This is a genomic window from Lentzea sp. NPDC004789, from assembly GCF_053601075.1.
This window is the reverse complement of record NZ_JBSGBE010000005.1, coordinates 1-16,631: the sequence shown is the minus strand read 5'-3', so window position 1 is coordinate 16,631 and position 16,631 is coordinate 1. Positions and strand designations below refer to the sequence as shown.

At 69.3% G+C, this 16,631-nt stretch carries 7 protein-coding genes; 4 read left to right on the top strand and 3 right to left on the bottom strand.

Annotation, left to right across the window (positions count from 1 at the left end):
• Window positions 1–101: 101 nt before the first annotated feature.
• A complete protein-coding gene (locus ACWEIJ_RS13025; protein WP_449837358.1) occupies window positions 102–2,918 on the bottom strand; it encodes a BTAD domain-containing putative transcriptional regulator in 2,817 nt (938 codons plus the stop codon).
• Between the two features lie 77 nt (window positions 2,919–2,995).
• A complete protein-coding gene (locus ACWEIJ_RS13020) occupies window positions 2,996–3,667 on the bottom strand; it encodes a CHAP domain-containing protein (RefSeq protein WP_449837357.1) in 672 nt (223 codons plus the stop codon).
• Window positions 3,668–3,745: 78 nt separating this feature from the next.
• Between ACWEIJ_RS13020 and ACWEIJ_RS13015 the strand changes: the two genes are divergently transcribed.
• The 4 genes from ACWEIJ_RS13015 (at window position 3,746) to fxsT (ending at window position 14,367) form a co-directional block, all read left to right on the top strand.
• Window positions 3,746–6,271, top strand: coding sequence for an AAA family ATPase (locus ACWEIJ_RS13015; protein ID WP_449837356.1), 2,526 nt, complete (start codon window positions 3,746–3,748; stop codon window positions 6,269–6,271).
• A 238-nt stretch (window positions 6,272–6,509) separates the two neighbouring features.
• The gene (locus ACWEIJ_RS13010) at window positions 6,510–9,014 is read left to right on the top strand and encodes a VMAP-C domain-containing protein (RefSeq protein WP_449837355.1); all 2,505 of its coding nucleotides are present in this window, start codon (window positions 6,510–6,512) and stop codon (window positions 9,012–9,014) included.
• The gene (locus ACWEIJ_RS13005) at window positions 9,011–10,012 is read left to right on the top strand and encodes an AAA family ATPase (protein ID WP_449837354.1); all 1,002 of its coding nucleotides are present in this window, start codon (window positions 9,011–9,013) and stop codon (window positions 10,010–10,012) included. Before ACWEIJ_RS13010 ends, ACWEIJ_RS13005 begins: the two co-directional genes overlap by 4 nt.
• The gene (gene fxsT / locus ACWEIJ_RS13000; protein ID WP_449837353.1) at window positions 10,009–14,367 is read left to right on the top strand and encodes an FxSxx-COOH system tetratricopeptide repeat protein; all 4,359 of its coding nucleotides are present in this window, start codon (window positions 10,009–10,011) and stop codon (window positions 14,365–14,367) included. Before ACWEIJ_RS13005 ends, fxsT begins: the two co-directional genes overlap by 4 nt.
• 7 nt (window positions 14,368–14,374) lie before the next feature.
• Here fxsT and ACWEIJ_RS12995 read toward each other — a convergent pair whose 3' ends face one another.
• Entirely contained in the window at window positions 14,375–16,093 is a 1,719-nt protein-coding gene (locus ACWEIJ_RS12995) for an HEXXH motif domain-containing protein (RefSeq protein ID WP_449837352.1), read from the bottom strand.
• Window positions 16,094–16,631: the final 538 nt, after the last annotated feature.

Below are 16,631 nucleotides of genomic sequence, written 5' to 3'. Positions count from 1 at the left end.
GACTCCGGAGCGGGTTTTCAGGTCTCCCTCAGCCCTTCCGCAGTTCGAGACAGGAGTTGCGCTCGCACTCGACCACACGCCGACATTCGACACACGAACCATCACGTGCGGTAGCGCAGGGAGGCCGTCCCGAACTCGGCCATGGCGGAGGGATCGCCGAGCCGGTGCAGCGTGCGCGCCACCTCCAGCGGCAGGCCGATGCGGCGGTAGATCGCCAGCGCCTCCTCCCAGTGCCCGCGATCACCCGTGACGTCGCCGAGCCTGCGCAACGCCGACGCCGTGCCCTGCGGGTCGTGGTGCCCGCGCAGCACCTCGACGGCGTTCTGGAGCACCTCACGAGCCTCCCGGCCGTCCGCGTGGAGCGCGTAGGCCCGCACCACGTGCAGATGCGCCTCGCCGGGTTCGTCGCCGACCGCCCGCACCATCTCCAGCGCCTTCTCCACCGCGGCGAGCGCGGGACCGGGTGATCCGCTGTCGACCAGCACCTCCGCGTACGCGGCGAGCCCGATCGCGGTCAACCGGCTCGGCTCGGCGCGGGTGAACGGTTCGAGCAGGCGGATCGCCTCGCCGGTCTGCCCCAGGTCGGCGAGCGCGCTGCCGAGGCCCCAGCGCGTGAGTGCGATGTGGACCTCGGTGTCAGGCATGGTGGTGAACGCGGCCAGACAGTCCCGATAGGACTCGACGGCCGCGTGCAGTCGTCCCGCCCGCAGGTTCGTCGCCGCCGACTGCCACCGCGCTTCGGCGAGCGCCTTCGGGTCGCCGAGGGCGCCGGCCACGGCCAGCGCGGCGTCCGCGAGCGCGGGCAGCTCGGCGTTGCGGTCCTGCTGTGAGTACATCGTGTACAGCTGGCGGATGTGATGCAGCGCCCGAGGGTCGTCGCGGTCGAGGCAGTCGAGCGCCGCCCGTGCCACGGTCTCACCGTCGGCGTGGTGCTGCCGCACGGTGAGGAAACCTCTGGTGCAGGACGCGAGCTCGCTCGCCTCGTCCCGCAGCTCCGCCGACGCCGCCCGCCGCACGGCCGTGACGAGCAGCGCGCGTTCTGCCTCGAACCAGTCGAACGGCCGTTGCCGCGCCACGGCCAGCGCGACGCCCGGCGCCTCGCGCGGGACGAGCGCACCGGTCGTGCCGCCGTGCCCGATGAGGCGGTCCGCGGTGGCGGCGATCGCCAGCAGCCCGTGCATCAGCCGGGCCACGCTCTGCCGTTGCTCCGCCGGAGGGTCCTCCGCCCGCAGCCGTTCCGCGGCGAACTCGTGGACCAGGTCGTGCAGCCGGAACCGCGACTGGCCCGCCTCGTCGACGCCCGCTGCCTCGACGAGGTGGCACGCGTGCAGCTCGTCGAGCAACCGGTCACCCGCCTCCCACGGCAGGTCGGCGAACGCCGCGAGCACCCACGCGGGCACCGCGTTCGCGTCGAGCAAAGCCAGCCTGCGCAACGCCGCCGCGGCGTCGGGCCGCAGCGACCGGTAGCTCACCGCGATGCTGCCGCGCACGTCCAGGTCGCCGATGGCCAGCTCGTCCAGCACCACCCGCTGGCCGAGCAGCCGGTCGCGGATCTTGGCCAGGGTGAGGTCGGGACGGGCGGTGAGGCGGGCGGCGATCACGTTCAGCGCCAAGGGCAGGTGGCCGCACAGCGCCGCGACCTCGACGGCCGCGTCCCGGTCGGGCGTCCGAGCGGCCTCCAGCAGCAACGTCACGGCGTCGTCCGGGTGCAGAGCGGACACGACGTGGTGAGCGGCCTCGCGCAACGCGGTCAGCGACCGCCGTGAGGTGATCAGCACCGCCGAGCCCGGATAGCCCGGCAGCAGCGGCCGGACCTGGCGTTCGTCCCGCGCGTCGTCCAGCACGATCAGCACGCGCCGGGAGGCGAGCAGCGACCGGTACTCCGCGCTGCGTTCCTCCACGTCCCTCGGCAGCTGGTCGGGCGGCATCCCCAGCGCGCGCAGGAACCGTCCGAGCACGTCGTGCGCCGAGGCCCGGGAGAGGTCGGCGTAGAGCTGACCGCCGGGGAAGGAGTCGGCGAGGCGGTGGGCCACGCGCACGGCGAGCGCCGACTTGCCGACACCACCAGGCCCGGTCAGCACCACGACCCGGTCGGTGCGGATCGCGGCGATGAGCTCCGACCGCCCGTACAACGTGGTGTCGGGCGGGAGCTGGCGCGGCACGGTCGGTCCGTCGAGCAGCGACGAGTCCTGCCGCAGGATGCGTTCGTACAGGTCGCGAACCGCCTGACCAGGCGCGACGCCCAGCTCAGCGTCCAGGAGCTCGCGCAACCGCTGGTACGCCGCCAGAGCCTCCGCCTGGCGGCCCGCGCGGTAGTGGGCGCGCATGAGGTGGGCGACGAGCGTCTCCCGGTAGGGGTGCTGCTGGGCCAACGCGTCGACCTCCTCCAGCACGTCCGCGCCACCGTTCAGGTCGATCTCCACGCCGTAGCGGCGTTCGAGCGCGGCCAGTCGCCGTTCGTCCAGCGCACGGGCGGCCGGCCGGAGGGCGTCGCTGTTCAGGCCGTCCAACGCCGGGCCGCGCCACAGCGCGAGCGCGCGTTCCAGCTCGGCCAACGCCTCGCGGCCGCCGGCGGTGTGACCGGCGATCGCGAGGCGTTCCTCGAATTCCCCCAAATCGAACCAGCAGGCGTCGAGGTTCACCTGGAATCCCGGTCCGACGGCCGTGATGACTCCGGCCGGAGCGCCGTGTGCGACGAGTTCGCGGCGCAGTTCTGTCGTGGTGTTGCGAATCTGGCGTGCCGCGGTGGCCGGAGGGTCGACACCCCAGACCGCTTCCAGCAGGTGGTCCACGCTCACCGCGTGCGGCGCGTTCAGCAACAGCGCGGCCAGGATTTTCTGCTTTCGCGGTCCTTGCGGGGTGACGACGACCTCGTCATCGGTCCGCACTTCCAGTGGACCGAGCACCCGAAACCGCACATGACGCACTTTAGCGATGACGATGCGTCCGTGATGCGGATTCGGTGCAACCGGTCGGCACTCTGGCGCACGTGTGCTCAGTAGATGCTGGCGAACCCGCGGAAGTCCTTCCCGCTCATCGAGCCCTCCATGTTCTTCCACGCCGCCCGGTGCTCGACGATGCTGTCCCTGGTGGTGGAGCTGACCGAGTCGTTGCCGCCGATCCAGTTGATCATGCCGGTGGTCGGGTTCACCGAGGTCACGACCGCGACGTGGCCGTGCGCGGAGTCACCGTCGTTGGTCCACACCAGCACGTCGCCGATCTCCGGGAGGTCCGAGGTGCGGAAGGTGTGGAAGCGGTTGCCGACGTCGGTGCGCCACGCCTGCGAGCTCGCCGGGTTGCTCGGCAGCTGGGTGTTCGACACCTGGCCACCGATCGTCCACATCGACTTCGCGAACAGGCCGCACCATTCGATCGACGAGAAGCCGGTGTAGACGTTGCGGTTCTCGTTCGACCCGTTGCGGCCGAGGTAGTTGTACCGCGGACTGTGCGTCAGGTTCGGCGTGCTGGTGTAGCGGACGCCGTCGACCTGGTAGCGCTGACCGTTTTCCAGGCTCGAGACCGTCCAGTTCATGATGCGCTGCCGTGACGGCGCCGAGACCGCCTCCGTCGCGTGCGCGGCGGTCGTGCTCAGCGACACCACGGCCAGCGCTGCCGTGAATCCCGTGACCAGTCGGCGAATCGCAGAAGTGGATTTGGTGGAATGCATTTCGAAGTCCTTTCCGAGGCGTCCTGGTTGAAGGCTGGCAGCGCCGCACCCCCGGTGACTACGAGGGAAATCCCTCGGGTGGGCAGGGCGCGGGAGTGGCGGGCGCTGACCGGCCTGCTCGCCGCGGGTGACGGGTTCGTGGCGCTGTCCGGCGATCCGGGCATGGGCAAGTCGACGCTGCTCGCCGACCTGGCGGCGCACGCGGCGGTGCCGGTGCTCGCGGGCCGCGTCGGGGAGTTCGAGCGCAGCATCCCGTTCGGCGTGTTCGCCGACGCGCTGGGCGAGCGCTGGCACCTCGGCCTCGACACCGACCTCTCCGCGGTCGGCCGGTTCGCGCTGTACCGCGAGATCCGGGCCGTGCTGGCACACCTCGCACCCGTGCTGCTGATCCTCGACGACCTGCACTGGGCGGACGCGGCCTCGCTCGACCTCGCGCAGCACCTCGCGCGCCACCGCCCGGCCGGCGTGATGGTCGTGTGCGCGTTCCGCCCCAAGCAGTTCCGGCTCAGCCAGCTCAGGTTCGAGCGCGTCCAGGTCGTCGAGCTCAGCCCGTTGTCACGGCAGGACGCCGCGCGGCTGCTCGGCCGGCCCGTGTCGCCGGAGCTGCACGCCGCGAGCGGCGGCAACCCGTTCTACCTGGAGGCGTTGGCGAGCGGATCGGCGTCGCTGGAAGCGGCGCTGCACGCGGAGATGGAGGCGCTCACGCCGGAATGCAGGCACCTGCTGCGCGTCGCGGCCGTCACCGGCGACCCGTTCGACCTCCGCGTCGTCGCCGAGGTCGCCGAGCTGGCCGTCGGGGAGACGCTGACCCTGCTGGACGAGCTGGTGAACGCCGATCTCGTGCGGTGCGACCAGCGCGCGTACCACTTCCGCCACCCGATCGTGCGCAACGTCGCGTACCACTCGGCGACGGCGGCGTTGCGGCACAACGCCCACCAGAGCGCCGCCGCACTCCTCGAACGCCTCGGCGCCCCCGCGGAGGCACGCGCCCACCACGTCGAACACGCCGCCGCCCACGGTGACACCCACGCCGTGGCCGTGCTGACGTCCGCCGCGTCCGGAGTCGTGCACCGCGCGCCCGCGACCGCCGCGCACTGGTACGCGACGGCACTGGCGCTGCTGCCGGACGCCGACCAGTGGGAGGCGCGGTGGGGGCACGCCCGCGCGCTCGGGTTGTCCGGCAGGCTCCAGGAGAGCCGGGGCGCGTTGCACGACCTGTTGTCCGCGCTGCCCGCCGACCACGCGATCCGGCTGGAGGTGGTCGCGTTCTGCGCCCACGTCGAACGTGCGCTGGGCCTGCACGCCGAGGTGCGCGCACTCGCCGCGCGCGAGCTGGAGTCCACTTCGGACACAACGGCGGCGGCCGTGCTGAAGCTGGCGTTGTCCGTGTCGTTGTTGCAGGTCATGGAAGAGCCCGAGGTGATCCACGCCCTGCTCGACGACGTGCTGGCGGTGGCGCGCGCGTCCGGCGACACCGTGCTGGAGGCGGGTGCGCTCGCCGTCGTCGCGCTCAGCGGAGGGGACGTCGGCGGCCTCGTGCGGGCGGCACGGGCCGTGGACGGCGCGACCGACGCCGCGGTGGCGTCCCGGCTGGAGTCCGTGGTGTGGGTGGCGTGGAGCGAGCTGCGGCAGGGCCGCAACCGGGAGTCGTTGCGGCACTACGAACGCGCGCTCTCGGTCGCCTACTCGACCGGCCAGCACCACATGCTCGGCAACCTGTTGCTGGGCCGTGCCAACGCGTTGCGCTGGCTCGGCTGCCTGGACGACGCGTGCGAGGGCGCCGCCGAGTCGGCCGAGGTGGCGTCGTTCAGCGGCAGCCGGGACCTGCACACGCTGACCCTCGCGGTCCACTCCTGGCTGCTGACCCTGCGCGGCCACCACGCCGAGGGCCTCGCCGTGGCACGCCGAGCCGTCGAGGTGTCTCGGACGATCGAGGGCTGGCACCCGACGATCGCGCGCCTGCGCATCGGTCACGCCCTCCTGGCCGCGGGCGAGCACGAGGCCGCGGTGGTGGAGATCGTGACGGCGGGCGGAGGCGCCGACCTGCCGAAGGTGCCCCGCACGTACCGGCCGGAGTTCTACGAGCTGCTCGTGCAGGCCACCGCCGACGAGACGTGGGCGCGCCGCGCCGAGGAGATCGCGCACCTGCCGGGGTGCCGGGGCTTCGCCGAGCTGGCGTGGACCCAGGTTCTCCTGGCCCGCGACGACTTCTCCGAAGCCGAACGCCGGGCGGCGAACGCGACGGCGCTGTTCGAGGAGGCCGGCCAGCGGCTCGAAGCCGGACGAGCCCGGCTGCTGCACGGAAGAGCACTGGCGGCACAGGGGAAGAAGGAGGCGGCCGGAGCGTCGCTGAGCCTGGCCCAAGCGGCTTTCCGCACGTGTGGGGCGCCGTCGGCCCAACCACAACCGGCGGCCGACACGGCCGTCCTGACCCAGCGCGAGCGCGAGGTGGCCGAACTGGTCGGCGAGGGACTGACCAACAGGCAGGTCGCGCGGCGGCTGAGCATGGCGGAGAAGACCGTGGAGGGTCACCTCTCCCGGATCTTCACCAAGCTCGACGTGCCGTCCCGCGCCGGGCTGGCCCGCCTGCTGGCCGCCCGATGACCCGTCAGGTCGACGCGAAAATGGGACACGACGTCCGGGAAGGTGGGACTCGCGAGGCGGGGTTCCGGACCGACCAGACCTGACAGGCCGCGCTGAGGCGGCTTTCGGGACAAATGTCCACTCGACCGGGTCTGACCGCCGCGCGACCTTCGCAGTCCATTGCACCGTACGGGCGAACACCGATTGACTAATCCTATCGCCATCGCGCTAATGGCTGCTGGACACGCCATGATCGACCGTGTATCACGAAATTCCATTCAACGTACCTGCGATACCGATCCGCCCTCAGGGTGTCTACCGTATCTGTACGCTGTGCAATTCGACCGAACGAGGGGGATGGTGGTCGTTGTTATCCCAGCCGCTCCATCATGCCATCGTGGTCGTCGACATCGAGAAGTTCGGCGATACCAGGCGTGGTGACCTGCACCGATCGGCAGTGCGGGACGGGCTCTTCGAAGCCTTGGAGCAGGCGTTCAACGAGGCTGGGATCGACTGGCCGGACTGCGAGGTCCAAACCAGGGGCGATGGGGCCCTGATTCTGGTCCCCGCGCGGTTTCCGGAACGGCAGCTCGTCGACCAGGTGCCAACGCGGCTGGCGGCCGGAGTGCGCAGGCACAATGCGAAATTCGCGGCCGAGGGCAAGATGCGGCTGCGCGTCGCCTTCCACTCGGGCCCGGTGGAGGTCGTCGCGAACGGCAGTGCCGACGCAACCGTGATCTTCGCCTGCCGCCTCGTCGACTCGGACGTGGCCCGCGAGGCGCAGCGCACCTCCGACGGCCCGATCACGATCATCGTTTCGGACAGCTTCTACGAGAACACGGTCCGCAACGAGCCGGCCGCCGAGCCAGAGGCTTACCAGCGAGTGGCACTTCGCGTGAAGGAGCGCCACACGATCGCGTGGATCCGGTCGCAGGCTCGACGACACTCCCCGACACTGCGTTCAGCGGTCGAAGGAATCCCGAGCAACCACCGTCGTCCGACCGAAGCGGACGAACTGGTCGACATCCTCGTTGCCGTGCCGGCGCTGCGGCGCGAGGGCGCGAGGGCTCGGTTGCTCGGCCTGCTGCCGAACGGGATCTCACTTGCCATGCCCCATGAGCTGGACCTCTGGCCCTACGCGCGCAACCTCGCCCGGCTCTGTGCCGAGCACGCCGGCGGACTCGACGCCCTGGCTGATGCGTTGACGACGCTCACCGACGACGCCCGCCCGGCCCGGCAGCTGGAGGCGCTGCGTCACCGCCGAGCCGTCGAGGAACCCGCGGACCGGCTCTGCTCGGCTCTGGCCGCATTGCCCTGTCTGGGTGATCCGATGACGAGCGAACTCGTCGTCAGAAGACTTCGCGAAGCCCTGAACGAGGACCTCGTCGTCGGAGAACGGCCGGATCCACATGCCCTCGCCGTGCGCCTTACCTCTGTATGCAGCGGAAACACCGATCGGCTCCTCTTGCTGCTGGAAGTTGTGAGCCTCTTCGAACCCGAAAACTCCCCACTGACAGAATTGCGCGGCATCGTCGACGAACTGACCCGTGCGGAGCGTCCGGCGGACGTCTTCACCATCGAGCACAGGACCGGACTTCTGACGTTGTTGACGGGCGAGGTAATCCCGAACATCGCGGACATCTATCACACCGCAGGGGGTCCTGCCGCGCCCGATCTGGGCAAGCACACGACTTATCCTCGCATTCTTCGTGCACTGGAATCGCTCAATGCGCGTTCGGACGGGCTACCGCGGTTGCTGGCGTTCGTGGAACACGTCGCCGCGCGTGTCGACTCAGAGCTCAAGACCAAACTCCGCCAGTGGACGAAGACGATCGCCACCGAGATGGGCCTCGACGAGGAGCTCGCCGCGCTGCGCGAGGAGGTCCGCAAGGAGCTGAACGCGGCGGACTCCACTCTCGCGTCGAAGCTGATCGCCTATCTCGTGGTCAAGCTGGAGCGGGAAGGGCCGACGGGCGAGCACTTCAGGCTGGCCAACTGGCGGCAGCTGGGAAACCCGTCGCGGTGGGCACCCGAGCGCGGCCAGGACAGGACCGGCTCGCTCGGCAGGACGAAGAACCACGTCGCCTCGTTGATCGAACGCATCGAGGCCGACTGGGGCGACCGTCAGCCGGACATCCGCATCGAGTTCGTGCTCGACATGCCTGACCTGGGCGTGCTCGACGTGGATCAGTGGCCGTGGGAGAACGCCCCCCACTCCGAGCCTGTGGGATGCCGTTACCCGGTGGTGGTCCGCAGCGCGGAAAGGATGCGGGCGCGCCACTACCACCGCGACTGGCACCGGCGGTGGAAGGAGCTCTCGGGCCAGCTCAGTCATGTCGGCCATGTCGAGCCGCACAGTGCGTTGCGCGGCTACGGCACGGACGACCGCAGTCTGCGCCGGCTGCAGGCCGCACTGAGCCGGCGGTCCGACATCGTCGCTCTCGTGCTGACCGCACCACCACTCGCCGAGTACCAGGGCCACGACGAGATGTCGATCGGTGTGAAGGCGGGGGTTCCTCTCATCTGGCTGCACCGGGAGGACTGCGGCTCACGCGAGTTCACGTCGACGGTCGAACAGCTGATGCACGACAACGATCCGGACCACTTGCTCGAACGGGTCCGGCACGCGCGGTTGGCCGCGTATGCGAAGGCACAGGACGAGCAGCACGTCGGAAGCGCGCTGACGGTGCTGTACGACGACCCGGACCGCCTGGTGACACCGCACCGGCCGGAACATCCGAGTGCGGAGGGGACGGTCAGATGACCACGTGGCACGTGTACCGGGGCGATGGTTCAGTGGCCGAGTCCCCGATCGGCAACCTGCCCGCGCCACCGCCGTGGCGCAGGTTCTCGGGGCAGGGCAACACATCGCGGCCCGACGACGACGGTGGAGAGGGTGACCGCCGGGTCGGTGCCGCGCAGCGACGGCCGCGCGAACCGCACTCCGTCGAGGTGGCCATGGTGAACGCCAGCATCCACCTGAGGCGCCCTCTGCTCGTGACCGGCGCACCTGGCACGGGCAAGTCCTCGCTCGCGTACCTGATCGCCAGAGAGCTTGGCCTCGGCCCCGTGCTGCGATGGCCGATCACCAGCAGAACCACGCTCACACAAGGACTTTTCCTCTACGACGCGATTGCCAGGGTGCAGGCCGCGGCGCACGAGAGCGAACCCGACATCGGGGAGTTCATCCACCTGGGCCCGCTCGGAACGGCGTTGCTCCCGGCCGATCTTCCGCGCGTGCTGCTGATCGACGAGCTGGACAAGGGCGACATCGACCTGCCCAACGATCTCCTCAACGTCTTCGAGGAGGGCGAGTACGAGATCCCGGAGCTGGTCCGCTATGCCAAGCGGCAGGCCGAGGTCACGGTGCTGTCCCACGACCGCGGCCACACCGCGACCGTCCACAACGGACTAGTCCGGTGCCGCGAGTTCCCGATCGTCATCATCACAAGCAACGGCGAGCGCGAGTTCCCTCCCGCGTTCCTGCGCCGATGTCTGCGACTGCACATCAGCAGTCCCACCCCACAACAACTAGGCGCCATGGTCGCCGCCCATTTCGACGGGAAGGAACGCGCCGACACCGGCCGCCTCATCACCGAATTCCTGGAACGCAGCAGCGAGGTGGGCGGCCTGGCCGCCGACCAACTCCTCAACGCCGTCCACCTGGCCACCGGGCTGGCGACATCAGGTGCCTACACACCCGACGACGAGTGGAGGGACCTGCTCACCGCCATCTGGCATCCATTGGCGGAGCCCAGATGACGGGCCCGTCCGATCCCCCGGTGCGGGACCTGGTGCTCCAGCACTTCGACGTCGCCGACGGCGGCGCCGAACGGCTTTCCACCAGCGCTCTTTCGTACCGCGAGATCCGCGACTCATTGTGGCTGGCAACACGAATCAGCCCGCCCGGCACCGAAGCAGCGACGACGACGCCGGATACCGCCGAGCCGATCTCCGCGCCGCCGCCCCCGACTGGTCCGGATGAGCCACCTCCGCCAGAAGGGCGTCCGCGGACGACTCCTGAACCCGAGCCGTTCGACATGACCGAGCCCGAGCCAGAGCAGTTCCAGCAGTGGACCCCAGGTCCGGAGACCGTGGTGTTCACCGGTGCGACGGAAACCGCCGACAAGAAGGGCCGTGCGGGGCTGGCGTGGCCGACCATGCCCGCGATGCCGGAACGCCGGGCGATCAGCCGTGCGTTGCGTCAGCTGTCCCGGACGCATCCGTCGCCGTGGCAACAGGTCGTCGACGAGGAGGCCACAGCCGTTCGCGCGGCCCAGGACGGCCTCTGGATACCCGAGCTCAAGGCTGCCCCGTCTCGCCGGTTCGACGTCGCCTTCGTTGTCGACACCGCAGTGGCGAGCGACATCTGGGAGCACACCACGCGCGAGTTTCACGCGATGCTGGAGCAGCAGGGCGCCTTCCGCGACGTGCGCACCTTCTACTTCGACACCAGCAGCGCGGAACTGCCCGACCGGCCACTGCGCAGCGAGGGCGACGCCACCCACGACTGCGGTTTCCTCGTGGAGCCCGCCGGCATGCGGATCGTGCTGGTGCTCACCGACACCATCGGCAAGGCTTGGCACAGCGGCGCGATGAGCCGCGTGCTCCACCTCTGGGCGGAGCGCATGCCCGTGGTGATCGTGCAAACTCTGGCTCAGCGTTTGTGGTCGTGGGGCGGCATCGTGACCCGCCGCATGCGGCTGCACTCCCCCGCGCCCGGTGTGCCGAACAAGCGACTCAGCGTTCCGGGTCTCACCACTCCGGGCGTCATCCCGGTGCCCGTGCTGGGTCTGTCCGCAGAGTGGATGTCCGGCTGGTCACGGCTGATCGCCGCACCGGGCGCACAGACCGTCGAGACCACAGCCACCCTGGTGAGCGCACGCCCGGAAAAGCTGCCGCTCGACGGCAACGACGACGAGACGTTGACCGCGGAAGAACGCGTACTGCGGTTCCGCACGTACGCATCCGGTGACGGATTCCACCTCGCCGGTCTGCTCGCGGCGACCCCGCTGAGCCCGCCGCTGATGAGTCTGGTGCAGCGCGTTCTTCTTCCCGGTTCCGACATCTCCGTGCTCGCGGAGGTCATGCTGGGCGGCCTGATCCACCGCGTACCTTCCTCCGACACGTCCGCACACGCGGTCACCTACGAGTTCGCGAAGGGCGTGCGCGAGGAACTTCTCGCCACCGGCCGCCGGATGGATACAGCGCGAGTGGCGCGTGTCCTCGACGACTACGCCGGGTCGGACATCGCCGCGCTGCGCGACCTCCGCACCACACTGGACGATCCGGACCACGAGCTGGAACCGGACTTCTCCGCCGAGAACCGTCCTTATCTGAGGGTCCAGGCCGCTGTGCTGCGCGCACTCGCCGGGCCCTATTCCCTGCGCGCCAAGCAGCTCCGTACGGCGCTCGACGAGTTTCTGGTTCCGCTGCACAACAAGGGCACTTCGACGGAACTGGATGTACCCACTCGCCAACCCGACGGAGACGAATACGTGATCACAACCGACTCCCAGCCGACCGTTGATCCGGCAGCGGAGCCGCAGGGAGCCAAGACGCCGCAAGGAGTTGACCAAGTGAGCGCACCCGGCACGCACATCCCGGCCCGTGAGCGGCGCACGTCCGGCGCGCAACCACAGATCTGGGGGTCTGTGCCGTTGCGAAATCCCGACTTCGTCGGACGGACCGAGCTGCTCGACCAGCTGCGGACACGACTCAGCGAGCCGGGGGCGACGGCCGTGCTGCCCGAGGCACTGCACGGCATGGGCGGCGTGGGCAAGTCCCAGACCGTGGTGGAGTACATCCACCGGCACTCCTCCGAGTACGACCTCGTGTGGTGGGTACCCGCCGAACAACCCGCCCAGATCACCGCCAGTTTCGTCGAACTCGCCAAGCGGCTCGGTGTGGCGACCGCCGGATCGGCCGACACGGCAGTGCCCGCCGTGCTGGAAACCTTGCGCACGTACGACCCGGCGAAACGCTGGTTGCTCGTTTTCGACAACGCCGACAGCCCGCACGACGTGAGGCAGTTCTTCCCGGCCGGATCCGGCCACATCGTCGTCACGTCGCGCAACTCCGAGTGGCACGGCTTCGCCCGCCCCGTGCGCGTGGACCTGTTCACCCGCGAGGAAAGCATCGAGCTGCTGCACCGGCGCGGCGGCGACATCGACGACGCCGAGGCCAACGCATTGGCCGAAGCCCTCGGTGACCTGCCACTCGCGGTGGAACAGGCGGCCGCGTGGCGCGCGACCACCGGCATGCAGGTCCCCGAGTACCTGGAACTGCTGAAGCAGAACCGCGCCGAGCTGCTGGACGCCGGTGGCTCGGAGGACAGTCAGGTTCCCGTCGTCGCGGCGGTGTGGAACGTTCCGCTCGACCGGCTGAGCAAACACCATCGCGATGCCCTGCAGTTGCTGCAGGTGTGTGCCTTCTTCGGTCCGGAGCCCATTTCGCAACAGCTGTTCCGCGGTGTGCGCAACGCCCCCGTACCGGATGACCTGCGGGCAGCGCTGCGAGACCCGATCAAGCTCGGTCGCGCCGTGCGTCAGATCAGCCGATACAGCCTCGCCAAGCTCGACCACCGCAACAACTCACTGCAACTGCACCGGTTGGTTCAGACGGTGTTGAAGAACGGGCTTTCACCGGAAGAGCAGGATTCCATGCGGCACGCGGTGCACGTCCTCCTCGTCAACGGTGATCCGGGTGACCCCGACTCGACGGGAAACTGGCCGCGCTACGCCGAGTTGTTGCCGCACGCGCTGGTGTCGCGTGCCGTGGACTGCCACGACGAATGGGTTCGCGACCTGATCGACAACCTCGTCGTGTACCTGCTCAACGCCGGTGACTTCGGCGGTGCGCGCGACCTGGCCCAGCAGGCCGTCGAGTCGTGGAAGGACAAGCTCGGAGAGACCGCGCCGGACACCCTCGAGATGTCCCGCCGGCTCGCGGTGGCGATGCGCCGGCTCGGTGAGATCGACGAAGCCATCCAGCTCAACGAGAACACCCGCAGGCTGCTCGTCGAGACGGTGGGTGAGCACCACGAGAGCATGCTCGAGATGCTCGACGTGGTCGCGGCGGACCGGAGGTCCGAAGGCCGGTTCCGCGAGGAGATGGAGTTGCAGCAAACGGTGTACGACCGGTCGCGGCAACTTCTCGGCGAGGACGATCCCACGACGCTGCGGTACGCGCACAACCTCGCGGGCTGCCTGCGTCTCATGGGCGACTTCGCCAAGGCGCGCGAGGTCGACGAGAACAACCTGCGCCTCCGCACGTCGGTGCTGGGAGGGGACCACTCGCAGACACTCGGCTCACGCAACGCGCTCTGCATGGACCTGCGCGAGTGCGGCCAGTACGTGGAGGCCGCGCGGGAACAGGAGCAAGCGCTGGACTACCAGCTAGAGGTGCTCGGCGACAACCACCCGCGCGTGATCGGCGCGAAGCGCAACCTGTCGGTGGCGCTGCGCAAGGCGGGAGACCACATTCGGGCCCAGCAGCTGTCAGAGGACTGCCTGGAGCGGTACCGGCGCAGGCACGGTGACACCCACATCGACACCGTCACCGCGCTGATGAACTTCTCCACCGACCTGCGGCACTCCGGTGACCTCGACAAGGCGGACGAGTTCGCGCAGCGCAGTTACGAACAGTTCAACGAGCTCCGTGGACGGCGTCACCCGTACACGCTCATCGCAGCGCTCAACGTCGCTGTCATCCGCCGCCTGCGCGGCGAACTCGAGGACGCCCTGGGAATCGACAAGCAGGCGTACTCCGACCTGCTCGAGGTCTTCGACGCCGACCATCCCTCGACGCTGGTCGCCGCCACGAACCTGGCGAGCGACCTGGCGGCGCTCGGCCAGGTCGAGCAGGCCAGGGCCATGGACGAGGACACGCTGGAACGATCTCGACGCGTGCTCGGCGCAGAGCACCCGTCGACCCTGGCCGTGGCGCTCAACCTCTCGATCGACCTGGAGACCCTGGGCGACCACACCGGCGCGGGAACGTTGCACCGCCAGACCGTTGCAGGGTTCCGCAAGGTGCTGGGTGACGATCACCCGGCGACGATCGCGGCCGCGCAATACACCAGGGCGAACTGCGACACGGACACCATGCAGTTGTGAGAGGCGGTCATCTGGCGGCCTGGTCGAGCCAGGCCGCCAGCTCACCGGGGTCCGGTGCGCGCCCGGTACGTCCCGCCACCGCACGGTGCACCGCGCGCACGACCTCAGGCCTGCGCCGCAGCGCGGCGGAGTTCAGGGTCACCGCCAACCCGGACCACGCCGTGACGTCCTCGGGGGTGGCGGCGAGCCGCGCCGTGAACCGTTGCGCGGCAAGCGCCACATCGCCGTTGAGGAACGCGTTCTCCGCGTCGTCGACGGGTCCAAGCCGGGTGGGGCCGTGGTCGGTCACGCGTGCCTTCACCATGGCTCCCAGCGGCGAGCGCCCGGACTCCGGTGACACCACCACGACATCCGGACCGAACGCGGGGGTCGGCGTCCGGCGGGCGAGCCAGGCCTCCGCCAGTGCCACGACGACGTCCCGGTCGGGCCGCACGTGGCGGAGCCGCCACACCGCACGGTGATCGGAGGTGATCGTCTCGACGGCGGCGGTCACGTCATCGGGCACGTCGACCGGTGGGCACACGGCCAGCCGCGCGGACACCGCGGCGACGAACCTGCGCCCGAGTTCGGTCAGCCGCGGTGTCCGGCGCAGTGTCCGCACGGTCTCGCTGACCTGGTGGTGGCGGTAGGCGAAGTTGAAGTGGGCGCGGCGGCTCTGCTGCGCGGGCACGAGGTCGCGCTGCAGGTGCCAGAACTCCACCACGCTGGTGAACGCGTAGATGCCGTGCAGCAGTCCCGTCACCGGCCTCGGGTAGTCCAGCCATGGCGCGTAGAACCGGCATTCGTCGTCGTCCTCGCACAGCACCACCAGGTCGAGCAGCGCGTTCACCTTCGAATGCTGGATCTCGTGCACGAGCGCCTCGGCGAACTCGACGGCGGAACGCTTGGAAGACATCGCGATGCTGCCGAAAGCCGCGGCGGACGACGCGGCGAACACCTGCTGCCCGGTGCCGAGCGGTACAACGGTCGAGAGGCAGACGGACAACTCCACCGCGCATTCCGGAAGACATGCGGTCAGCAGATCCCATGCCTCGTCCACGAGTTTGCGCCACTCGGCGATTTCGTGGTCAGAAAGTGGACACGCGGGCAGCGGGGCGGTGAACTCGCGGTACGGATCGAGATCGTCGAGGACCAGTTCGACAGCCTGTCCACGGGCCGCGCTGCGATGCCTTTTCACGGGCTCGAAAGCTCCGCGGTCGTGTTTTCCCAACAGGGTCAGCGACAAACCGGTCGGTGTGTTGTGCAGAACCACGTGCCCGATCGGGACACTCGTCGTCGGACGCAGAACCCCGACAGAAGGCAACGTCACGGCACCGTGCACGACCGGCACGATGATCTCGAACAACAGTCCGCTCCGAACCGCGGCTGCGGCTGCAACCAGGTTGAACCCACCCACCTCCGACCAGAGTGGGGTGGCGTCCAGCGCCATGCCCAGCACTTGACGCAACGCGCGGCTGAGCCACACCCCCACCGACGGGTACATGAGCACTTCCTCGACACCCGAAGGCATCCTGCTCTCGGCCTCGACGAGCAGATCCCACGCGCGGTCCACCTCTGCGAACGGGCCCAACTGGTCCGCCATCGCCGCAGCCGCCTCGGCGAACGCCCTCAGCCGCAGCTTGCGAATGCTGTACTGTCCGCCGCGCAGAACCGCGATTCCCGCGCGCGACACCGATCCGTCACAGATCTCGTCGAACACGAAACGTGGCAGGCGGTGTGTGGTCACCTCCGCCGAATGCGCACCGCGACTAGTCACGCTGCCCCTGAACGGAATCCCCGAACTTGCCGATTCTGGCCTCCGCGAGGGTTCGCTGAATCGCCTTGTCCAGCACAGGAGTCCGCAGGGTTCGGAGATCGGACAAGCACACCCCGGTGAGGTCGAGCACCACCGAGGGGAGATCAGATGGTGAGTCCACTGCCGTCACGACTGCCTCCCCACACTCGCCCGCTGATTCCATGATGCCTGACCGAGCCGTGCTCCGGGAGCGTCCAGGCGGATATCCCACAAGGGCCAAGAGGTCTACTCCAGGTCACCGCCGGTATCGAGGTCCACCGCATTTGCACGGCCAACTCCGGACCCAATGCCACGTAGCTTAAGTTGATCTTGGTGTTGTGTGGGTGGTTCCGCGTGGTGACGTGATCATCACGCTGGCTGCTGGCACGGTCTGTGTGGGCCTGACCCGTTTTGACGGACATCTGAGATCAGGGGTTTGCCCCTGGAAGGATGTCCTTATGAAGACCACGGGCTCGGACAAGCCCCGGCG